Source organism: Tardiphaga sp. 709 (genome assembly GCF_032401055.1).
In the GTDB taxonomy this organism is placed as follows: Bacteria; Pseudomonadota; Alphaproteobacteria; order Rhizobiales; family Xanthobacteraceae; genus Tardiphaga.
On the sequence record NZ_CP135529.1, the window covers coordinates 3,975,723 to 3,997,491 of the forward strand.

The 21,769-nt window shown below is 61.7% G+C and carries 20 protein-coding genes; 12 read left to right on the forward strand and 8 right to left on the reverse strand.

The annotated features are described in order from the left end of the window. Positions 1 to 102: 102 nt before the first annotated feature. From RSO67_RS19405 to RSO67_RS19415, 3 genes are all read right to left on the reverse strand, one after another. A complete protein-coding gene (locus tag RSO67_RS19405; RefSeq protein WP_315840174.1) occupies positions 103 to 2,190 on the reverse strand; it encodes a molybdopterin oxidoreductase family protein in 2,088 nt (695 codons plus the stop codon). Between the two features lie 96 nt (positions 2,191 to 2,286). Next, entirely contained in the window at positions 2,287 to 2,478 is a 192-nt protein-coding gene (locus RSO67_RS19410) for a hypothetical protein (protein ID WP_081422070.1), read from the reverse strand. Positions 2,479 to 2,559: 81 nt separating this feature from the next. Beyond that, positions 2,560 to 3,672: an alkene reductase gene (locus tag RSO67_RS19415; RefSeq protein WP_315840175.1), complete on the reverse strand. Its 1,113-nt coding sequence runs from the start codon at positions 3,670 to 3,672 to the stop codon at positions 2,560 to 2,562. 193 nt (positions 3,673 to 3,865) lie between these two features. On the opposite strand from RSO67_RS19415, the gene RSO67_RS19420 reads away from it, so the two are divergent. From RSO67_RS19420 to RSO67_RS19470, 11 genes are all read left to right on the forward strand, one after another. Continuing rightward, positions 3,866 to 6,148, forward strand: a complete 2,283-nt coding sequence (locus tag RSO67_RS19420; protein WP_315840176.1) for an FdhF/YdeP family oxidoreductase — start codon at positions 3,866 to 3,868, stop codon at positions 6,146 to 6,148. A gap of 84 nt (positions 6,149 to 6,232) precedes the next feature. After that, entirely contained in the window at positions 6,233 to 7,513 is a 1,281-nt protein-coding gene (locus RSO67_RS19425) for an MFS transporter (RefSeq protein WP_315840177.1), read from the forward strand. A gap of 133 nt (positions 7,514 to 7,646) precedes the next feature. Continuing rightward, positions 7,647 to 7,856: a hypothetical protein gene (locus tag RSO67_RS19430; RefSeq protein WP_068737702.1), complete on the forward strand. Its 210-nt coding sequence runs from the start codon at positions 7,647 to 7,649 to the stop codon at positions 7,854 to 7,856. Positions 7,857 to 7,875: 19 nt separating this feature from the next. Further along, a complete protein-coding gene (locus RSO67_RS19435) occupies positions 7,876 to 8,823 on the forward strand; it encodes a glutathione S-transferase family protein (RefSeq protein WP_315840178.1) in 948 nt (315 codons plus the stop codon). A 209-nt stretch (positions 8,824 to 9,032) separates the two neighbouring features. Further along, positions 9,033 to 10,277 carry an ABC transporter substrate-binding protein gene (locus RSO67_RS19440; protein ID WP_315840179.1) on the forward strand — a complete coding sequence of 415 codons (1,245 nt, stop codon included), beginning with the start codon at positions 9,033 to 9,035 and terminating at the stop codon, positions 10,275 to 10,277. A gap of 45 nt (positions 10,278 to 10,322) precedes the next feature. Beyond that, the gene (locus tag RSO67_RS19445) at positions 10,323 to 11,042 is read left to right on the forward strand and encodes an ABC transporter ATP-binding protein (RefSeq protein WP_315840180.1); all 720 of its coding nucleotides are present in this window, start codon (positions 10,323 to 10,325) and stop codon (positions 11,040 to 11,042) included. After that, complete coding sequence (locus tag RSO67_RS19450) at positions 11,035 to 11,739, forward strand: ABC transporter ATP-binding protein (RefSeq protein WP_315840181.1); 705 nt, start codon at positions 11,035 to 11,037, stop codon at positions 11,737 to 11,739. Before RSO67_RS19445 ends, RSO67_RS19450 begins: the two co-directional genes overlap by 8 nt. A gap of 12 nt (positions 11,740 to 11,751) precedes the next feature. Beyond that, on the forward strand, positions 11,752 to 12,618 hold the full coding sequence (locus RSO67_RS19455; protein WP_315840182.1) for a branched-chain amino acid ABC transporter permease: 867 nt from the start codon (positions 11,752 to 11,754) through the stop codon (positions 12,616 to 12,618). Further along, positions 12,615 to 13,607 (forward strand): branched-chain amino acid ABC transporter permease, encoded by a 993-nt coding sequence (locus RSO67_RS19460; RefSeq protein WP_315840183.1) that lies wholly within the window; start codon positions 12,615 to 12,617, stop codon positions 13,605 to 13,607. The genes RSO67_RS19455 and RSO67_RS19460 overlap by 4 nt, the downstream gene beginning before the upstream one ends. A gap of 155 nt (positions 13,608 to 13,762) precedes the next feature. Further along, complete coding sequence (locus tag RSO67_RS19465) at positions 13,763 to 14,221, forward strand: DUF4126 family protein (RefSeq protein ID WP_315840184.1); 459 nt, start codon at positions 13,763 to 13,765, stop codon at positions 14,219 to 14,221. After that, complete coding sequence (locus RSO67_RS19470) at positions 14,218 to 15,588, forward strand: FAD-containing oxidoreductase (protein WP_315840185.1); 1,371 nt, start codon at positions 14,218 to 14,220, stop codon at positions 15,586 to 15,588. Before RSO67_RS19465 ends, RSO67_RS19470 begins: the two co-directional genes overlap by 4 nt. Positions 15,589 to 15,595: 7 nt before the next feature. Here RSO67_RS19470 and RSO67_RS19475 read toward each other — a convergent pair whose 3' ends face one another. The 5 genes from RSO67_RS19475 to RSO67_RS19495 all read right to left on the reverse strand — a co-directional run bounded on the left by RSO67_RS19475 (position 15,596) and on the right by RSO67_RS19495 (position 19,933). Further along, entirely contained in the window at positions 15,596 to 15,775 is a 180-nt protein-coding gene (locus RSO67_RS19475) for a hypothetical protein (RefSeq protein ID WP_315840186.1), read from the reverse strand. 173 nt (positions 15,776 to 15,948) lie between these two features. After that, positions 15,949 to 16,698, reverse strand: a complete 750-nt coding sequence (locus tag RSO67_RS19480) for a glucose 1-dehydrogenase (protein ID WP_093758024.1) — start codon at positions 16,696 to 16,698, stop codon at positions 15,949 to 15,951. Positions 16,699 to 16,811: 113 nt separating this feature from the next. Then, positions 16,812 to 18,395 carry a Na+/H+ antiporter gene (locus RSO67_RS19485; RefSeq protein ID WP_315840187.1) on the reverse strand — a complete coding sequence of 528 codons (1,584 nt, stop codon included), beginning with the start codon at positions 18,393 to 18,395 and terminating at the stop codon, positions 16,812 to 16,814. A gap of 188 nt (positions 18,396 to 18,583) precedes the next feature. Then, positions 18,584 to 19,648: a glycosyltransferase family 4 protein gene (locus RSO67_RS19490; RefSeq protein WP_315840188.1), complete on the reverse strand. Its 1,065-nt coding sequence runs from the start codon at positions 19,646 to 19,648 to the stop codon at positions 18,584 to 18,586. Beyond that, positions 19,649 to 19,933, reverse strand: a complete 285-nt coding sequence (locus RSO67_RS19495; protein ID WP_139285809.1) for a hypothetical protein — start codon at positions 19,931 to 19,933, stop codon at positions 19,649 to 19,651. 17 nt (positions 19,934 to 19,950) lie between these two features. Here RSO67_RS19495 and RSO67_RS19500 point away from each other — a divergent pair, with 17 nt between their 5' ends. Next, the gene (locus tag RSO67_RS19500) at positions 19,951 to 21,717 is read left to right on the forward strand and encodes an ABC transporter ATP-binding protein (protein WP_315840189.1); all 1,767 of its coding nucleotides are present in this window, start codon (positions 19,951 to 19,953) and stop codon (positions 21,715 to 21,717) included. Positions 21,718 to 21,769 lie beyond the last annotated feature (52 nt).

Genomic DNA, 21,769 nt, shown 5'->3' on the forward strand with positions numbered 1-21,769 from the left:
TTCTTCGCTTCGATAGAGCGGATATAGGCTGGTTGTGTGCCATGCCCCTCATCCGACCGCGCTTCGCGCGGCCACCTTCTCCCCGCAAGCGGGGAGAAGGGATTACGCCTTCTTCACCCACACCTTGTTGTCGTGAAACGCAGCCCCACCGTAAGGCGCGACGGCTTCGCCTCCTGTCAGCATGTTGATGCCGTGGCCGCCGATATGCGCCTTGTTGGGGTGCACCGATTCCGCAATCAGCACACCGCGCCGCAGGCCCTCGAAGATGCGCGCGGTCAGTGTCGTCTCGCCGCGCGTGTTGCCGAGCGTCACGGCATCGCCATCGGCGATTCCCAATTTCGCAGCGTCGACCGGATGCATCATCACACTGGGTGCACCCTCGCGGGCCTGCGATGATGGCGTCTCGTTGAACGAGGTGTTGAGGAACGAGCGCGACGGGCTGGTGGCCAGGCGAAACGGATGCGCCTCATCGACCTGTTCGATCACCGCCCAGTGGTCGGGGAATGACGGCATCTCGTCCCATGCGCCCATCAGCCCGGCATTGGGCATTGGCACTGCCGACCAGTCCGCCTTGAAGTGGAATTTGCCGTCGGCATGGGCAAAACCGTCGAGATAGTGCGAGGTGCGGAAATCCGGCTGGATATCGCGCCATTTGTCGGCCTCCAACCCTTCGATGCCACCGTGGCCGCTGACTTGCAGCGTCTCGTCGATGATATCGCGCGGATGCATATCGAACGCGCGGTGTTTCGCGCCGAGGCGGATGGCGATGCCCTGCAGAACGTCGTGGTTCGAGCGGCATTCTTCCGGCGCGTCGATCAGCTTGGCACCGACCGAGATGTGCTGGTTGCCGCCGGCGTAATAGAGATCGTCATGCTCCATGAACATGGTCGCCGGCAGCACGATATCGGCCATCATGGCGGTCTCGGTCATGAACTGCTCATGTACCGCGACGAACAGGTCCTCGCGGGCAAAGCCCTGCCGCACCAAGGCCTGTTCGGGCGCCACCGTCATCGGATTGGTGTTCTGGATCAGCATCGCCTTGACCGGTGGGCCGTTGTGCAAGGCCTCCGCGTCACCGGTCAGGATGCGACCGATCTTCGACTGATCGAGGCGCCGAACGCTCTCGTCGAGCACGTCGAGGCCCTCGATCAGCGTCTTGTCGAATTTCCAGATCGCGGCATTGTTGAAGAAAGCGCCGCCACCTTCCTGCTGCCAGGCACCGGTAACGGTGGGCACGCACAGCGCGGCATGCATCTGCGCGGCTCCGTTGCGGCTGCGGGTGAAGCCATAGCCGAGGCGGAAATAGCTGCGTTTATTTTCGCCGACGAGATGGGCGAAGGCCTCAATTTCGGCGGCCGGCACGCCACAAATGGCTGAGGCCCATTCCGGCGTCCGCGAGGAAAGATGCGCCTCGAACTCGGGTGAGTGATCGGTGTATTTGGCGAGATAGTCGCGATCTGCAAGGTTGTCGCGGAACAGCACATGCATCACGCCGGCGGCGAAGGCGCCGTCGGTGCCGGGCCGCAGCAGGATCTTGATGTCGGCCTGCTTCATGGTGTCGTTGTCGTAGATGTCGACAACCGCGAGCTTGGTCCCGCGCTCCTTGCGGGCGCGGGAGACGTGGGTCATCACATTGACCTGCGTCGAGACAGGGTTGGTGCCCCAGATCACGATCAGGTCTGACTTCGCCATCTCGCGCGGATCGACGCCAGCGACCTTGCCGGTGCCGGCGGCAAAGCCGGCCCAGGCGATGGTCGCGCAGATCGTCGAGTAGAAGCGCGAATATTTCTTCACATTGGCGAGGCGGTTGATGCCATCGCGCATCACCAGACCCATGGTGCCGGCATAGTAATAGGGAAATACCGACTCCGCGCCAAAGTCGCGCTCGGCCTCGTTGAACCTCAAAGCGATCTCGTCGAGCGCCTCGTCCCAGGTGATGCGGGTGAAATGGCCGGAGCCCTTCGGGCCGGTGCGGCGCATCGGATACATCAGCCGTTCGGGATGATGGATGCGCTCGGCATAGCGCGCGACCTTCGCGCAGACTACGCCGGCGGTATAGGTTTGCTCCTTGGAGCCGCGGACCCGGCCGATGGTGTTCCCGCCGATCACCTCGATGTCGAGGGCGCAGGCAGAGGGGCAATCATGCGGGCAGGTGGAGTGCTTGATGTCGATCTTGGCTTGAACGTTCATGCAGCCAAGCTAGCCAAAAGTTTACTGGAGGAAAAGCCGTGGTTTTACGCATCCCGCCCGTCAACCGGGCAGGCCTCCAGTCCGTAGTCCTCTCGGCTATTTGCCAAGGGCGTCACGTTGGGCGATCAGCCGGTCCAGCTCCTCATTCTGCTGAGCCAGCCGATCCGCGGTGCGCTCCTCGTTGCTCTCGCCGGAAGCCGCGGTGGCCTGCTCGATCAACTGCCGGATATTGTCGCGAAGGATGGCGATGCGATCGTCGAGCTCGGCGGCTGAGAGGGTGGAATCCATGGGGCGATACTCCTGACCCGCTACGGGCCGTACACAGACTATAGCGCGTCAGAAGTGCTTTCTATTGAATAATCCGCGGCACTAACCTGCGCCAAGCACCGGGTAGTCGGTGTAGCCAGCCACATCGCCGCCGTAAAACGTCGCCCGGTTATAGGGGGTGAAGGGCGCCTTCCGCTTGATACGCTCCGGCAGATCCGGATTGGCGATGAACGGGCGGCCGAAGGCGATGATATCGACATTGCCGGAAGCGACGGCCTCCTCGGCCGAGGTGCCGTCGAATCCGCCGGCGGTGACCAGCACGCCGCTCCACATCGGCCGGAACAGCTCATAGGCTTTAGGCACATTGTTATGAAACACTTCCGCGCGGCCGACGCCGCTTGTGCGCGGCTCGACGAAATGGAGGTAGGCGAGGCCGAGCTTGTCGAGCTCACGGACCACATAGCTGTAGAGCGGCATCGGATCGGCTTCGCCGGAGTCATTCGAGACACCATAAGGCGACAGGCGGACGGCGACACGATCCGCACTCCAGGCACCGATGACGGCATTGGTCACTTCGAGCAGCAGGCGGGCGCGGTTCTCGATTGAGCCACCATATTGGTCGGTGCGCCGATTGCTGCGGGTCTGCAGAAATTGCTCGAGCAGATAGCCGTTGGCGCCGTGCACCTCGACGCCGTCGAAGCCGGCTTCCCTGGCGTTGTGCGTGGCCTGCCTGTAGGCGTCGATAATGCCGGGAATCTCGCTGGTCTCGAGCGCGCGGGGCGTTTCGTAAGATACCGTCTCGCCTGAAGCCGTCCGCGTGGTAGCGTTGATCGCAATGGCTGACGGCGCGACCGGAAGCCCACCGCCGGGCTGGAACGAGGAATGTGAGGCACGGCCGACATGCCACAGCTGCAGGAAGATGATGCCGCCTTTGGCATGCACGGCGTCAGTGACCTGACGCCAGCCGGCGATCTGCTCTTTCGAATAGATGCCCGGCGTGTTCGGGTTGCCTTGTCCTTCCTGCATGACCTGCGACGCCTCGGCGATGATCAATCCGCCTTCGGTCGCGCGCTGCGTGTAATATTCGGCATTGAGCGTCCATGCAGCGAGGGATGTCTTCTCGGCGCGCATGCGCGTCAGCGGCGCCATCGCGACGCGGTGGCTCAATCGATACGGGCCGACTTGCAGCGGCTGGAACAGGGAAGAAGACGTCATGGGCGCTCCATTCAAAATATCAATCGGGCGATAGCCTTGGTGAACAGGTGTCGCGGCATTCGTATCGTTCAATACAGCGCAGGCCCTGGTCAATCAAAGTTGATGGCATCTATTCGCTGCACTACAGCCTTTAATGCTACGAGGCGGAATTAGGTTGGGCCATATGGGCCCTGACGACGAAGGACGGATCGCGATGGCGAAGAAGCAGGTTCAGGGCGTCGAAGACTATAAGGGTGCGGCCGCAGGTTGGGGCGCGTTGAAAGCGGTGGCCGACGCGGTGCGCGGACAGATGGCGGTGGTCAACGAAACGCACGGCCTGCTGACGATGAACCAACCGCATGGCTTTGATTGCCCGGGCTGCGCCTGGCCCGATCCAAAGCATACGTCATCATTCGAGTTCTGCGAGAACGGCGCCAAGGCGGTGTCGTGGGAAGCAACGGCCAAGCGCACGACGCCGGAATTCTTTGCGGCCCATACGGTGAGCGAACTCTGGGGCTGGCATGATCACGATCTCGAAAACGAGGGGCGTCTCACCCATCCGATGGCCTATGACCCGGTCAGCGACAAGTATCTTCCGATCTCGTGGGAAGATGCGATGGCGCGGATCGGTGCTGGCCTGCGCGCTTTGCCCGATCCGAACATGGCCGAGTTCTACACGTCGGGGCGCTGCTCTAACGAAGCAGCCTTCATGTATCAGTTGTTCGTGCGCGAATTCGGCACCAACAATTTCCCCGATTGCTCCAACATGTGCCACGAGGCCACCAGCGTCGGCCTTCCGGAATCCATCGGCGTCGGCAAGGGCACAGTGACGCTGGAGGATTTCGACCATGCGGATGCTGTGTTCTGCATCGGGCACAATCCCGGCACCAATCATCCGCGCATGCTGACAACCCTGCGCGAATGCTCCAAGCGCGGTGCTGCCATCGTTTCAATCAATCCGCTGCGCGAGCGCGGGCTGGAACGATTCACATCCCCGCAGCATCCAGCGGAAATGCTGACGTTGAGCTCTACGCAGATCTCGTCGACCTATTACCAGGTCAAGGTCGGTGGCGACATTGCCGTGCTGAAGGGCATGATGAAGACCGTCGTGGCGCTCGACGCCGCGAGCCTTGCCGAAGGCGGCCCCGGCGTGCTCGACCGCGCCTTCATCGCCGAACACACCGACGGCATTGATGCACTGCTCGCGGATCTCGACGCGACCTCATGGGAGGCGATCGAGAAATCGTCTGGCCTGCCGCGCGCTGATATCGAAAACCTCGGCAACATCTACGCCGGGGCCAAGAGCGTGATCATCAATTACGGCATGGGTATTACCCAGCATCGCCACGGCACCGGCAATGTGCAGCAGATCGCCAATTTGCTGATGCTGCGCGGAAACATCGGCCGTCCCGGCGCCGGCATCTCGCCGCTACGCGGGCACTCCAACGTGCAGGGCGACCGCACCGTAGGGATCACCGAAGTACCCAACGCCGCACTGCTCGCCGGTATCGAACGCACGTTCAACTTCAAACCGCCGAGCGCACATGGTCACGATGCCGTCGCCTCCGTGAAGGCGATCCGTGACGGGCGTTCGAAGGCATTGATCTGTCTTGGCGGCAATCTCGCGGTGGCGATGTCCGATCCCGAGGAAACCTATCCGGCGATGCGCAGCCTCGATCTCGTGGTGCATATCGCCACCAAGCTCAATCGCTCGCATCTGCTGATCGCGAAGGAGTCGATCATCCTGCCATGCCTTGGCCGTACCGAGATCGATGTGCAGGCGACGGGACCGCAACTGGTGACGGTGGAAGATTCGATGTCGATGGTGCACGCCTCGCGTGGCGGCTTGAAGCCGGCATCCGAGCATCTGAAGTCCGAGACTGCGATCGTCGCCGATATGGCCATCGCGACTTTGCCGAATACAAAGGTGAAGTGGCTCGACTACGTCGCCGACTACAGCAAGATCCGCGAGGCCATCGAGTCGGTCTTTCCGGCCTTCGAGGATTACAATGCGCGGATCAAGAAGCCGGGTGGCTTCCGGCTGCGCAACGCCGCCTCGGAACGGGAATGGCTGACGCCGAGCAAGAAGGCGCGGTTCCTGGTCTTCTCCGGCCTCTATGAGGACGGCCCCGCCGAGACCGCGTTGACGCTGACCACGCTGCGCAGCCACGACCAGTACAACACCACGATCTACGGCATGAACGATCGCTATCGCGGCATCACCGGGCGGCGCGATGTGGTGTTCGTCAACGAGCAGGACCTCGCCCGCCGCGGGCTAAGCCACGGTGATCTGATCGACATCGTGCTGGACCGCCCGGACAGCGCGCCGCGCGCGCTGCGTCGGGTGACGGCGGTGGCTTACAACATCCCGCAAGGATCGGTGGCGGCCTATTATCCCGAGGCCAATGTACTCGTGTCGCTCGACCAGCACGATCTGAAGTCGGGAACGCCGGCTTACAAATCGATCCCAATCCGGATCGAGGCATCTGCGGCTTAAGCTGCACCGCAGCATTGAGAGAGCATGACCGCCACGGCTTTCGTGGCGGTTGCTGCGTGGCGTATTTCCGCGTAGGCGAGCGCCATGACCAGTGCTGCCAACTCTTCTGCCTTTAAGCCCGTTGCCATCGATCCGCCAGTGAGCGTGGCCCTCGTGGCCGCCATGCTCATTCTGACCTGCGGGCATGTGCTGTCCAACATGCTGCGCACCACGCCTGCGGTCGCGATCGATTTGATGTCGACCGATCTCGGCGTCACGCCGCAGACGCTGGCCGCGCTGACCTCGGCCTATCATTTTTTCTTCGCGCTCCTGCAGATTCCGGTCGGCGTCGCGCTGGATCGCTACAGCATCCGTACGGTGTCGCTCGTGCTGTTCGCCGGTACGGTCTGCGGCGCGGCGATCGCCGCGCTATCGACAGGGCCTCTGTCGTTCTTCGTGTCGCAGGCCACGATCGGCATGGCCACGTCGGGCATGCTGATGTGCCCGATGACGCTCGCGGCCAAGCGGCTGACACCAGCGCAGTTCGGTCTGTGGTCCGGCATCATTCTGTCATTCGGCAATGCGGGGCTGCTTTTGTCTGCCAGTCCGCTGGCTTACGTCGTCGAGCATTGGGGCTGGCGCGCCGGCTTCTGGATTGCGGCGGCAGCGGCTATTGTCGTGGCCATGCTGATCGCGGTTATCGTCCCGTCGTCGCGTCCCGAAGGCCAGCAGCGCGCGCTCCTGGGTGAGATGGTTTCGGTTCTGCAACTCGGTGTCTCCCGCGCGGTGCGCGGTATCGTGATCCTCGCTTTCGTGTCGCTGGCGGTTCAGCTCGTGTTGCGTGGCCTTTGGGCCGGCCCCTGGCTGATGAATATCAAGGGACTATCGCGGATAGAGGCTGGCAATGTACTGGCGTTGTTTACGGTGGCGCTGGTGATTGGGCCGGCGCTGTCGGGCTTGCTCGATCGCAAGCTCGGTCATCGCCGCGTGCTGCTGTTTACGGTCCATCTGTGCGCCGCCGCGCTGCTGCTCGTGATGGCGCTCGGTGCACCGGGCTATCCGTTGGCCACGCTTTTCGGCCTGCCAGTGATGCCCGTGGCAGTCGATACCGGCCTGCTTGTGGTCATCGGCCTTCTCGTGGCGATGCAGCCGCTCGTCTATGCGATGATCCGCCAGGTCGTTGCTGCCGAGAATATTGGCAAAGCGCTCTCTGCGGCAAACCTGTCGTTCTTCCTCGGCACCGCCGTGATGCAATCGGCTACCAGTCCGATTGCTGCCGCTTGGGGATTGCCCGCAGTTTTAATCTCAATGGCGGTATTCCTGACCGTATGCACTCTCGTCTTCTTCGTGTTGACGCGTCCCGCAGCGCAGCGCGGGGCTGCATAACAGGTTCATGACGATTGCGACGGCAAGTTGCTGGAATTGCCGTGAGTCCTGTGGTCTGATGCGCAGAGTGACGCGATCAAGACGTCGCGCGCGGTCTCGCTTTGCGGGGCGCCTCACACAGGGAGGACGTGACTTGCCGTTTTTCGTCAGGGGAACCGATACGTCAGGGACTGTTTCACTCCGCCGCGACAACGCGGCCGGAGCTGTCAAGAAGGCCAGGGAGCTGCTCGATGACGGCAGCTGGGATGTCGAGATCACCGGTCCGGATGGACTTCCGCATCCGATTGCCGAATTCGAGGCGATGTATTCCGCCGGCGCAACGACGGCGGTGCATGCGACATAGCTGACAGGCAAGGGATGCAGTGACGGCGACCGATCTTGTTCTGCATCACTATCCGCGTTCGCCGTTTGCCGAGAAAGTGCGCGTCGCCTTCGGATTGAAGGGCTTGTCTTGGCGCTCGGTGATCCAGCCGCGGATTGCACCGAAGCCAGAGCTTGTGCCGCTCACCGGAGGCTATCGCCGCATTCCGGTGCTGCAGATCGGCGCGGATATCTATTGCGATACGCGCCGTATTCTGGCCGAACTCGAGCGGCGTTTTCCCGAGCCGACGCTTTATCCGACGGGCACGCGCGGCCAGGCCGATATCATCGCGGCCTGGGCCGATAGCGCGCTCTTCGCCAATGCTCTTGGACTGGTCTTCGGCCTGAACGGAGATCGTTTCCCGCCGGAGCTGCATGCTGATCGCGCGAGTTTCACGTCAGGCAAGTTCGATGGCTGGGACAGCGTGAAGATGCGCGAGCAGATTCCTGCGCTGCGCAACCAGTTTCGCATTCATCTTGCCTGGCTCAGCGATTGGCTTGCGCATGGCGACGCATTCCTGCTCGGCAACGCGCCGTCACTTGCCGACATCGCCGTCTACCACCCGCTCTGGTACGCGCGCGGCAATCTCGGTGAGAGCGAAGGTCTTGCCGAGTATCCACGTGTGCTTGCGTGGATGGATCGGGTGGCGTCGCTGGGGCACGGAGCGGTTGAGGAGCTGTTGCCCGAGCAGGCGCTGGAGACGGCGCGGTTTTGCCAACCTGCAGCGACGCCTCGTGCGGCTTACGATGACGGAGCGGCTGATCAGCATGGGCCCTTTGCGGAAGGCATGATGGTATCGGTCACGTCGACCGATTGGGGCTTCGATTCCGTCATTGGTGCGTTTGTTTCTGCGGGTCATGACAGCATCGCTTTACGCCGTGACGATCCCGATGTCGGCGCGACGGTTGTACATTTTCCGCGCGCAGGCTTTGCGATTGCTCGAATATGAAAGCCCCGTCACGGATGCATGGCCCTCATTCGCGATTTCCATGCGCCGCAATTTGACGCAGCTGCGCAAAGGCGGCTAAGTCCGAAAAACGCTGCCCAACTGCGATATGCGGACTCCCAATCTGCAACGCAGTGTTCGACACTTCAGCGCACAGCAACAGAACAAGAAAGCGCGCCGCTTCAGCGACGTTGCGCATCGGAGGATATGACATGACCATGACCCGCCGCACGTTTGGACTTGGTGCCTCTGCCGTTCTGGCAGGGCCGATCGCCGCGCCGTTCATTCGCGGTGCCGGCGCTGCCGAGCCGGCGATCCGCATCGGTATGGTCAATTCGATGAGTGGCGGCCTTGCCGCCTATGCGCAGGAAGGCCAGCCGGCTTTCGAATACATCATCAAGAAGATCAATGCCGAAGGCGGCATCAAGAGCAAGGGCGGCGCCAGGATCGAGCTGGTGCTGGCGGACGATACCAGCCAGCCGGCACGCACTGCCGCCGAAGCACGGCGCCTGATCACCGAGGAAAAGGTGCAGCTTCTCACCGGCACCATTCTCAGCGCACAGATGCTGGCGCTGACGCCGGTGGTCGACGAAGCCAAGATGCCGACGCTGTCGGTCTGGGCCGGCGGCTCGCAGTCGAACTATATGTTCACGCTGGGATACCCGTATGATCGCGGCTATGCGCAGACCATGCATGACTTCGTCATCTCGCTGCGCGACGATTTCAAGTTTCCGATCAAGACTGCGGTCATGGCCTATTCGAATTACGAGGCCGGCCAGCAGTCCAACAAATTCCTGGTCGAGAAACTGAAGGCCAGCGGCATCCAGATCATCGGCGAAGCGGCGCTCGATATCCGTGCGCAGGACCAGACCGCGGCGATGGTGCGCATCCGCTCTCTGAAGCCCGACGTTGTGGTCGGCCTCGTGACACCGCGCGACGGCATCCTGCTGCATCAGGCGCGCTACAATCTGAACTATCACGGCAGCATCTTCTGTGGCGGCACCGGCGGCTATTCGGATCTGTCGCTCTGGAAGGATCTCGGTCCCGAGATCGGTAAGGCCGTGCTGACGAAGAACCTGTTCGGCATGACCGGTTTCAGCGCCGGCGCCAAGATCGAGTCGATGCAGAAGATTGTCACGGAACTGCGCGATGTCGCCAAGCTCGACAAAATCGGCCAGGGCGCCGTGCAATACGCCCAGGCGGCGCGCGTGCTGCAGCAGGTGCTCGAGAATGCCAAGTCGCTGCAGAGCGATGCGCTGCTCGAGGCGCTGAAGAACGTCAATATTCCGGCCGGCGATCCGAACCTCTACATCGCCAAGCCGAAGGGCCTGCAATTCGCAGAAGACCGTCTGCTCAAGGACGGTTCAGCGATGTTCATCCAGTGGACTCCCGAGCAGGATCAGCAGGTCGTATTCCCGAAGGAATTTGCCCAGGTACCGCCGCGGCCGAAGTCCTGAGCGGCGCTGTACCAAGACTGAGCGCAACCTAGAGAGTGGACGGCAGTGGCATTTCTGGAAGTCTCCAACATCACCAGGCGGTTTGGTGGGCTGATCGCGCTCAACGCGGTGAGCTTCGACGTCGAGAAGGGTGAGATTCTCGGTATCATCGGCCCGAACGGCGCTGGCAAGACCACGCTGTTTGGTGTGATCTCCGGTTTCATTCCGCCGAGCGCGGGCGACGTCGTCTATGACGGCGAAAGCATCGTCGGGGTGTCGCCGGATCGGCTGGTGCGCCGCGGATTGATGCGCTCGTTCCAGATCGTCCAGTCCTTTGCCGACATGACCACGCTCGACGTCGTCACGACCGCAGCATTGACGCGCCGTCCGATGCGCGAGGCCATCGACTATGCGGCGCAGGCGCTGCTGCGTGTCGGCCTTGGCGGTAAGGAACACAAGACACCGGCGACACTGTCGCTGCAGGACAAGAAGCTGCTGGAACTGGCGAAGTGCATCGCTACCGATCCTCGCTGCATTCTGCTCGACGAAGTGATGGCCGGCCTGACCATGGCCGAGACCGCCGCGCCGATCGCGATCATCGAGGAGCTCAACAAGCAGGGCGTCACCGTCGTGATGGTTGAGCATGTGATGCCCGTCATCATGCGGTTGGCGCAGCGTATGGTGGTGATCAATTTCGGCGAGAAGATCGCGCAAGGCACGCCCGACGAGATTCTCAAGGATCAACGCGTCGTCGATGCTTATTTCGGAGATCATCTCGATGCTTGAGATCGATAACCTGGTCGCAGGCTATGGCGGTGTGCCGGTGCTGCGCGATGTCAACGCCAAGATCGCTGCGGGCGAGATCGTCGGTCTGCTTGGCGCCAACAATGCCGGCAAGACCACGCTGATAAATGCGCTGTCCGGTATGGTCAAGCCGATATCCGGCCGTATCTTGTTTCTGGGTGAGGACATCAGCAAATTGACGCCGCAGGCGCGTGTCGAGCTCGGCATCGTGCAGGTGCCGGAAGGACGTCTGGTATTTCCGGAAATGAGCATCCGCGAAAACCTTCTGCTCGGCGGCATCAATGCGCATGCGCGCAAGCATCGTCCGCAGCAGATGGAGAAAGTCATCGGGTTGTTTCCGCGGCTCGGCGAGCGGCTGACCCAAAGTGCCGGCTCACTGTCAGGCGGCGAACAGCAGATGCTGGCCATCGGCCGCGGGCTGATGGCGGAAGCCAAGCTCCTGATGCTCGATGAACCCTCGCTCGGTCTGTCGCCGCTGTTCGTGCAGTATATTTTCGAGATCATCGACAGACTGCATGCCGACGGGCTGACCATCCTGCTAGTGGAGCAGAATCTGAATCTGACGTTGCGCCACGCCAAGCGCTGCTACGTGCTGGAGCGCGGGCAGGTGGCGGTGGAGGGCGATGCGGAGACCGTGAAGAACGATCCGCGCACCCGCAGCGCCTATCTTGGTCTGTGATCGGAGAGTGATGTGACCGAACTTTATCAGGCTCTCGCCCAAGGTCTTCTGATCGGCGCCACATATGGCTTGCTGGCGCTGGGCATGGGGCTCGTCTACGGCGTCTCGGGTGTCGTCAACTTCTCGCATGGCGATTTCATCTCGCTCGGCATGTTCATGTGCCTCGCGCTGTATTCCGCCTTCGCCATGGACCCTTATGTGTCCATCATCATTACCGTGCCACTGATGACCGCCATCGGTGCGCTGGTTTATATCTTCCTGATACGGCCGATGGTCGGGCATCAGTTCCTGATGGTGGTGCAGCTTACGCTCGGTCTCAGCCTGGTGCTGCAGAACGGCATCCTGATGGTATTTGGCGGCGAGCCGGCACGCACACCGTCTTTCGTCGAATCCAAGCTGATCATTCTCGGTGACGTGGTGCTGCGGGTGCCGCATATCGTGGCCTTCGTCGTCTCCTTCGCGCTCGCTATTGGCCTCTACATCATGCTGCGCTCGACCGACTTCGGTCGCTCGATCCGCGCCGTGCATCAGAATGCCCATGCCGCGGCGCTGATGGGCATCAATGTCGGCCGCGTCCAGGTGCTCACGTTTGCACTCGGCATCGGCATTCTCGCGCTGGCTGCCGCGCTGCTGCTGCCCGGCACGCCGATCCAGCCGACCCAGGGCCTGCGCTACACCGTGATCACGCTGCTGGTCGTGGTGCTCGGTGGCATGACCAATTTCGTCGGCATCATGCTCGGCGGCCTGATCATCGGCATGGCCGAAGCCTTCGGCACCATCTATCTCGACGGTCCGATCGGCTTGCTGCTGCCATACATTATCTTCGTGGCGATCATGCTGTTTCTCCCGAAGGGCCTGACCTGGAGCTCGGCACGATGAGAGAGGAATTCTACAAGACGCTGTCGTCGCCGATCTGGTGGGGCGCGTTGGCCGTCGCCGCCATCATGCCCTTCGTGCTGTCGAGCTATTACGTCCACATTCTCACGCTGGCGCTGGTCTATGTGGCACTGGCTTCGTCGTGGAACATCGTCGGCGGCATGGCCGGGCAGATCTCGCTGGCGCACAGCCTGTTCATCGGCATCGGATCGATGTTCTCGGCCGCGCTGTTGCTCAAGCTCGGCATCAATATGTGGCTGGGTCTCGTCATCTCGGCGGTGATCTCCGGAATCCTGGGCGCCGTCATCGCCTGGATCGACTTCCGCTTTCAGCTCGGCCATCTCTCCTTCGTGCTTATCACGCTGGCTTTCGCGGAAATGGGCAGCATCGTGGTCGAGGGCTGGGACTTCCTCGGCGGTGCGTCCGGGCTGCTGCTGCCGAAGGACACGGGTAATTTCCTGGCGTTCCAGTTTGGCGGTGGCCACGGCGCGTTCTGGATGATGCTGGGGCTGGCGGCGATCTGTGTGCTGGTCAATGTCGCGATCCTCAACTCACCGCTCGGCTATTATCTGCGCACCATCCGCGACAACGAGAAGGCGGCGCAGGCGATCGGCGTCAACATCCTGCGCTACAAGATCACCGCCATGGTGATCTCGGCGATGCTCGCGTCCGTCGTCGGCACCGCCTATGTGCGCTATCTCACTTTTGCCGATCCCTATCTGCTGATTTCGCCCGTGATCACCATCGAGATCGTGCTGTTCGCCACGGTCGGCGGGCTCGGTCGTGCCTATGGTCCCGCGCTCGGCGCATTGCTGCTGGTGCCGCTTGGCGAGATCCTGCGCGGCAAGCTCGGCAGTACGCTGCCTGGCCTGCACTATTTCATCTACGGCATCGTCGTGATCTCCGTCATTCTGGTCACGCCGCGTGGGCTGCTGCCGCTGTTTGAGCGGCTCTGGGCGCGCTGGCGCGGCCCTGCGGTGGCCGGCAAATGAGGTAAATGCGCGTGTCGCCACATAGGCCTGCGCGCGCATTTGGTCGGTGCCGTCGTAGCCCCCGATATTTCGATATCATCCAGTTGGCGGATCGGGTTCCCGCAGCTAGTCTTTGAACCAGCAAGGCGCGGGCGCGCCTGATGGGGACGAGCGCGATGATCTTCGTACTGGGATTGTTGATGGGTGTCGTGGCCGGTTTGCGGGCGATGACGCCAGCAGCAGCGCTGAGCTGGGCAGCCTATCTCGGCATTTTGAAAGTATCCGGCACTTGGCTGTCGTTTCTCGGTTCGATCTGGGCCGTCGCGATTTTCACGGTTCTCGCTCTTGGCGAGCTTATCACCGATCAGTTGCCGACCACGCCCAGCCGCAAGATTCCCGTGCAGTTCAGTACCCGCGTCGTGATCGGCGCCATCGCGGGCGTCGCTATCGCCGGTCCAGCCAACTGGATATTCGGTGCGCTGGTCGGCATCGTCGGTGCGGTCATCGGCACGCTCGGCGGCGCGAGCATGCGGGGCAAGCTTGCCGCCAGTTTTGGCCAGGATCGGCCGGCTGCCGTGATTGAGGATGCCGTCGCCATCATCGGTGCGGCCCTGCTCGTGCTGGCGCTGAAATGACCCGGTCGTTCGACGCCATCGTCGTCGGGGCCGGGCAGGCTGGACCTTCGCTCGCCGGTCGGCTCACATCCGCAGGCATGTCGGTCGCGATCGTCGAGCGTCATCTGTTTGGCGGCACCTGCGTCAATACCGGCTGCAAACCGACCAAGACGCTGGTCGCCAGCGCCTATGCCGCGCATCTCGCGCGCCGCGGTAGCGACTATGGCGTGATGATTGACGCGCCCGTGCGGATCGATATGGCCCGCGTGAAGGCGCGGGCGGACAAGGTGATCCATGATTCGCGAAACGGCGTCGAAAGCTGGTTGCGCGGTATGGACAAATGCACGGTCATCAACGGCCATGCGCGCTTCGAATCCGCGGATACGATCCGTGTTGGCGATGAGTCGCTGACGGCGCCAAAGATCTTCCTGAATGTCGGCGGTCGCGCCGTCGTGCCGGATATGCCGGGGATCAACGACGTCACCTATCTGACCAATACAGGCATCCTGCAGCTCGATCGGGTGCCGAAACATCTGGTGGTCATCGGCGGCAGCTATATCGGACTCGAATTTGCACAGATGTATCGCCGCTTCGGCGCCGAAGTGACGGTCGTTGAGAAGGGCGCGCTTCTGGTCTCGCGTGAGGATGTGGAGATTTCAGAGGCGATCCGCGATATTCTGCTCGCCGAAGGCATCCATATACGAACCAATGCCGAATGCATCACCTTCAAGCCACATCCCGATGGCGTGGCTGTCGGTGTCGACTGCACCGAAGGTGCGCCGGAGATCATCGGCAGTGATGTTCTGCTCGCGGTGGGACGCCGTCCGAATACCGACGATCTCGGTCTCGACAAGGCTGGCGTCGCTGTGGATGACCGCGGCTACATCAAGGTCGATGACGGTCTCGCTACCAATGTGCCCGGTATTTTCGCGATGGGCGATTGCAACGGCCGCGGCGCTTTCACGCATACGGCTTACAACGACTTCGAGATCATTGCCGCCAACCTGCTCGATGGCGCAAGCCGCCGCGTCAGCGATCGGCTTCCCGGCTACGCGCTGTTCATCGATCCGCCGCTTGGCCGCGTCGGCATGACGCTGACACAGGCAAAGGCCACAGGTAAGAAACTTCTGATCGGCAACCGGCCGATGACCCATGTGGGCCGCGCCGTCGAGAAGGGCGAGACGGCGGGCATGATGCAGGTTGTGGTCGATGCTGAGACGAAGAAGATTCTGGGAGCTGCGATCCTCGGCACCGGGGGTGACGAGGCGATCCATGGGATTCTCGACATCATGAATGCCGGCGCCGACTACACCCAGTTGCAATGGGCGGTGCCGATCCATCCGACGGTATCGGAACTGATCCCGACGCTGCTCAACGAGATGAAGTGATCGCCGCTCAGGCAGTCTGGAACTTGAGTACGGCCATCAGCGTCAACAAGGTGGTTGCGCAGGATGCAGACACAATCGCCATATTGATCAGATTACGGGCTGCCATTGTCACGACCGCAGAAGCGGGGTGAGCCGCATCGGGCGCAGCAGTCTTCTTGCGCGGAGCCGGTTTCTTCTTTTGTGCCATGCCGATCCCCAAAGAGAGGGGTCAGACCGTTGACCGGCCTGACCCTGACGCCTTCCCTGCCGAGGTGTGTCCCTCGATCATGACGCGACCATCGCATGAATGGCCGGTGAACTGCTTAACGCGAGTGGTGAATCGAATCTGACCGGATTCGATGGTTTATGAATTTCCTCGTTCTAGATCGTCCGCCCGCCGTCCACGGGCAGGATCACGCCGGTGAGGAACTCGGATTCCTCGCCCGCCAGATAAACGCAGGCATTGGCGATATCCGAGGGGCGCGACATGCGGCCCAGCGGGATCGTGCCGATGAATTTCGCACGGTTCTCCGGCGTATCCGGCACGCCCATGAAGGATTCCAGCAGCGCGGTCTCGCCGATCACCGGCGCGATGCAATTGACGCGGATGCCATCGGGCGCCAGTTCCACGGCCATCGACTTCGACATCAGGTTCACCGCGCCCTTGGTGGCGTTGTACCAGGTCAGGCCCGGACGCGGCCGGACGCCGGCTGTCGAGCCGATATTGATGATGCGGCCGCTCTTCTGCTTCTTCATCACGGGCACGCAGGCATTGGTCATCAGAAAGATCGATTTCACATTGATGTCGAATGCCTTGTCGAATTCTTCTTCGGTCACTTCGAGCAAGGGCTTGTTGCGAAAGGTCCAGCCGGCATTGTTGACGACGACGTCGAGCTTGCCGAATTTTTCGACCGCGAGCTTCACCGAGGCATCAACATCGGCCTTGCTGGTGACGCTGCCGCCAAGGGCGATTGCGCTGTCGCCGATTTCGGCCGCAACCTTCTTCGCGCCATCGGCATTCAGATCGAGGATGACGACCTTGGCGCCCTCGCGCGCGTAAGATCGCGCGATCTCGGCACCGAAACCAGATGCGCCGCCGGTGACGATGGTGGATAGGCCTTGAAGTCGCATGTTGTTTTCTCCCGGATTTTGCGCCTTGTCTGGCGCTTGACGATCAAGGTTAGAGCCGATGGCGGCGACTGTGAAGGCGCCACGGCGAATGGCTGCTAGAGGAAGCGTGGCCTTTACAGGAAACGTCTTGCGTTGACTTCTTCGAGATCGAGGCCTTCCTCGATCGCATGCAGCACACTGTCGTGGATTTCGCCCTCACGGTGCATCTTCAGAAGCTCTGCACGGCCGGCTTCGATGGCGGCTAGCACCGTCGTGTAATGGTCGATGCGGTGTGGCGATAGTGCCTCAGCCTCTTCGGCATAGCGCGCCGCGGCGCCCTTGCGATAGGTATATTGCTCGAACAGGCGCGGATGGCGATGTGTACCGTCATCATTGCGTGACGCCTTCTCGACGGCAGAAAATTGCGCGGTTGCAACCCGCGCGCGCGCCTGCGCCTCGCTCAGTTTGGAGTGATGCGGTGTGCGGACATTGTCGGTTTTGATCAGACGGCGCACGATCGGTGCCAGGGTCGAACCCTGGACAAGGACCGTCACCAGGATGACTGCGAAGGTGATCGCCAGGATGACGTCGCGGCCCGGAAATTCCTCCGGCAATGATAATGCGGCAGCGAGGCTCACCACGCCGCGCAAACCGGCCCAGCTCATGATGAACGGCACTGTCCATGGCGGAGCGGGGTCGCGGGCGCGCAGCTTCGGCATCAGCATGCGCGGCAGATAGGTGCCCGGAAACATCCAGGCGAAGCGCGCGAGGATCACTGCTGCGATGACAGCAGCCGTCACCGGCAACAGCGCCACCACCGCGTCATAGCCGCCGAGGCGATACAGCACGCCGCGCAGCGACAGGCCAATCAGGATAAACACCAGGGATTCCAGCACGAACACGACGACGCTCCACGCTGCGGTGGCGCGGGTGCGCGTCGCAGCACCGAAGAACTCGTGCTGCTTCCATCCGAGGATCATGCCACAGGCGACGGTGGACAGCACGCCGGAGACGTGCAGCTTTTCCGCGGCGATATAGGAGATCCAGGCGACCAGGAAGGTCCATGCAATGGCGAGGTCGATTTCCTTGATGCGCTTGATCACCAGGATGGCGGCGAAGGCGAAGGCGATGCCAACAAGCAGGCCGCCGATCGCGACCGAGAAGAAACTCACGGTGGCTGCAGTGGCGCTGAACGAGCCGGTCAGCGCTGCCGCGATGGCGAAGCGCAGCAGCACCAGGCCCGATGCGTCGTTGACGAGGCTCTCGCCCTCCAGCAGCACGATGATGCGCGGCGGGAGCGGCACGCTCTGCAGTACGGCCTTGGCCGCCACCGAATCCGGCGGCGAGACGATGGCGCCGAGCGCAAAACAGGCGGCCCAGGGCAGCGACGGCATCACCAGATGCGCAACGAGGCCGACCACGAGGGTGGTGAAGAAGACGGCGCCGACAGCGAGCTGCAATATGATGCGCAGATCGGCGCGGAAATCCCGCCAGGAGGTGAACCAAGCGCTCGACATCAGCAGCGGAGGCAAAAACAACACGAGCACCAGCTCGGGGTCGATCTCGACATCCGGGGTGCCCGGGATCAACGCGAAGCCGATGCCGCCGAGGATCAGTGCAGCTGCGCGCGGGAGCTGAAAACGCCGCGCGATCATGTCGAGCAAAACGATGACAGCCATCAGCAGGAGGATAATTTCGAAGCGGGAAACGGCGGTCATGATGGCCTGTCGAAATGCGAGAAAAACGGTCGGACGTCGATTCGGGCCAATGCCGTGATCTGATGTCTGTCATCTATCTTGCAAATGTCGCACGGGCTGTACAGCGGGCCAGTGATTTTGCAGCAGGCCAGCACGAAAAAGGGCGACCCGACGGGCCGCCCTTCGATGCCTTAATTATGCGCTTCAGACTACTCTGCGCTGCTGACCAGTCGCAGCGACACCCTATGCTCCATCATGCTACGATAGGTGGCCACATAATCGAGAGCCATACGCCGGGCGGTGAAGCGGGTTTCGAACTGCTTGCGGATCGCTGTACGGTCCATGCCGGCGAGACGACCCACCGCGGCAACTGCACTGGTCTCGTCCTCGACGATGAAGCCGGTGAGGGCCTCGTCGATGATCTCCGGCACCGAGCCGCGGTTATAGGCAATGACCGGTGTGCCGCAGGCCATGGATTCGATCATCACCAGGCCAAACGGCTCCGGCCAGTCGATCGGCAGCAGCAGGCCATAGGCACCACTGAGGAATTCCGGCTTCTCGCGGTCGCTGATCTCGCCGATATATTCGACCAGCGGATGATCCATCAGCGGGCGGACGACCTGCTCGTAATAGTCCTCATCCGCGCGGTCGATCTTGGCTGCGATCTTCAGCGGGATGCCCGCGCGGATGGCGACCTTGATCGCGCGGTCGACGCCCTTCTCGGGCGCAATACGCCCGAGCACAGCGAGGTAACTCGGCGTGATCGGTTGCGGCGTCAGCAGTTTCTCGGGAAGGCCATGGTAGATCGTGCGCACGAAATTCGCCTGCGGTACCGGGCGCCGCTGCGCATTCGAAATCGAAATCACGGGAATCTTGGAGAAGGTCGTGAAAGTCGGCTGATGCTCCGGCAAATCCAGGCGGCCGTGCAGCGTCGTGAGAAACGGCGTGGGTTGGCGGGAGAACAGCGAGAACGGATAGTAGTCGAGATGGAAATGCAGAACGTCGAATTCGTCGTCGTCACATTTCCGCCTTACGCGCTCGAGCATTTCCATATGCAGTGCGTTGGGATCGCGGACAGAGCCATCGAGCCGCAGCGCCTTCGGCCATCCGGCGTCGAGCTTGCCTGACGTTTGAGAGTCGCCGCTGGCGAACAGCGTAACATCATGCCCCTGCGCCACCAGCTCTTCGGTCAACCAGTGGACGACGCGTTCCGTGCCTCCATAGAGCTTCGGCGGAACGGCTTCTGTCAGCGGAGCAACTTGCGCGATGCGCATTTACATATCTCCCATGTTGGAAGTGATGAACAACTTCAGCGACGACGTGTCGGTACCGGTATGCCTGAAGCTGGAACGTTCTCGCATCTGCGAGGTTCCTATGTGATCTGCGTAGTTCGTCCACACTGTGGTCTTGCTGATGCCATCACGTTCAACCACGGTTTCCGGAGTGTTAATGCTGCCCGAATGTTGCGCCGAGATGGCGAGAGCGTGGGAAATTCGGGATGGCATCATCTCCATCAGCGGGCGGGGACGCTGTCCGTCGAGATTCTTGTTCTTATTCAACGGGTTTTGACAATCACATGGACAGTCTTTCCGGATATGCGTATCGCCCTTTCGCTTTCGTGATGCGCTACATCAGGATGCGTTCTGCATCGCATCTGATCATCCTGATATCCGTGCTTGCTGCCGTCGCCTGTTCGGTGGGCACGCAATATGGAATTAAATTTTTAGTCGATGGCCTCTCATCGGGACCTCAGGGAGCCGGTAATACCGTTTGGATCGCATTTGGCGTTCTGATCTCGCTGATCACGGCAGACATGTTCCTGTGGCGCGTGGCCAGCTGGACCGCGAGCTACACATTCGTTGGTGTCACCGGCGATCTCAGGCGCGACATCTTTCGCCATCTGACCGGACACGCACCGAGCTACTTCTCGGATCGGCTGCCCGGCATGCTGACCAGCCGTATCACGGCAACATCCAACGCGGTCTTCACCGTCGAAAACATGTTTGTCTGGAACGTGTTGCCGCCCTGCGTCGCGACATTCGCGGCGATCATGCTGATTGGAACCGTCAGCCCGCCGATGGCGGCGGGACTGACAGTCGTGGCGGGCGCCGTGGTCGTGATGATGTTCAAGATGGCCGCGGCCGGCAAGAAACTGCATGACGATTTCGCCAGTAAGGCGGCCGCCGTCGATGGCGAAATGGTCGATGTCATCAACAATATGCCGCTGGTCCGCGCATTCTGCGGATTGAGCTTCGAGCATGACCGCTTCGATGAAACGGTCGATCGTGAGCTGAACGCCCGCGGTCGCAGCCTGCGCTATCTTGAGCGTCTGCGCCTGACGCATGCGGCCATCACGGTCGTGCTGACGATCGGGCTGCTCGCCTGGGCGATCATGCTCTGGCAAGGCGGCGGTGCCAGCACCGGCGACGTCGTTCTGATCTGCACGCTCGGTCTCTCGATCTTGCATGCGACGCGAGATCTTGCGGTGGCGCTCGTGGATGTCACGCAACATGTTGCGCGCTTGTCCGAGGCGCTGTCCACATTACTGGTGCCACATGAGCTCAGCGACCATCCTGAGGCCGAGCCGCTGGTCAAGTCAGGTGCAGCGATCGCCTTCAACAATATCTCGTTCCGCTATCCCGGCGGTCTGCAGGTGTTCGACAAATTCACGTTGCGGCTCAATGCCGGCCAGCGCGTCGGCCTTGTCGGCCAGTCCGGCGGCGGTAAGTCGAGCCTGTTTGTATTGCTGCAGCGCTTCTACGACGTGCAGGATGGCAGCATCACCATCGACGGCCAGGATATTTCGCGCGTGACCCAGCACAGCCTGCGTCACGCGATCTCCGTGGTGCCGCAGGACATCTCACTGTTCCATCGCTCCATCATGGAGAACATCCGGTACGGACGTCCAGAGGCGACGGATGATGAGGTATTGCGTGCAGCCATTTCGGCGCGTTGCGACTTCGTCGAGACGCTGCCGGAAGGTCTTCACACCATGGTCGGGGACCGCGGCGTCAAACTGTCCGGCGGGCAGCGCCAGCGCATCGCCATTGCACGCGCCTTCCTGAAGGACGCGCCCATTTTGTTGCTGGATGAGGCGACGGCTGCCCTCGACAGTGAATCGGAGGAGGCGATCCGTGAGGCGCTGGCGCGTCTGATGCGTGGCCGCACGGTGATCGCGATCGCGCATCGTCTCGCAACGCTGCGGAATTTCGATCGCGTGGTCATGCTGCAGAGCGGCAAGATCATTGAGGACGGTAAACCTGATCATCTGATGCAGGGCGAGGGGCCGTATAGGGAACTCGTCACACAGGAAATGAGCCGTCTCGCGCAGCACGCAGCCTGACGACTCAGTTATCCTCTCCAGGCGCTGCGTTTATCTTTGTGCCTGTCTTCAC